General features: G+C 54.0%; 1 protein-coding gene. It reads right to left on the bottom strand.

What is annotated here, in order from left to right; translation table 11 throughout:
- A partial coding sequence (locus tag QRT08_RS18515) for a phage tail protein (protein WP_286047470.1) occupies positions 1-248 on the bottom strand: 248 nt, incomplete at both ends.

Genomic DNA, 248 nt, shown 5'->3' with positions numbered 1-248 from the left:
AAATGGCCGTCTGCCGCCTTGCCATATCGCTCACCAATCGCCGCATAAAGTTCCGGGTAGTCTTTTTGCGGTTTTTCCGAGCCGTCCGCCACCAAATATCCCGCCGGCGCTTCTTCCAAATCGAAATACATCAAACAGCCAACCGGCACATCGCTCACCATCATGCCGCCGCCCGTGCCGCCGCCTACATTACCTATTGCCTTAACGATTTCCGAAGAGGCAAATTCTTTGGCATTGTTCAGTCCGTC

The organism is Halalkalicoccus sp. NIPERK01, from assembly GCF_030287405.1.
Taxonomy (GTDB): domain Archaea; phylum Halobacteriota; class Halobacteria; order Halobacteriales; family Halalkalicoccaceae; genus Halalkalicoccus.
This window is presented reverse-complemented; position numbering and strand designations above follow the sequence as displayed.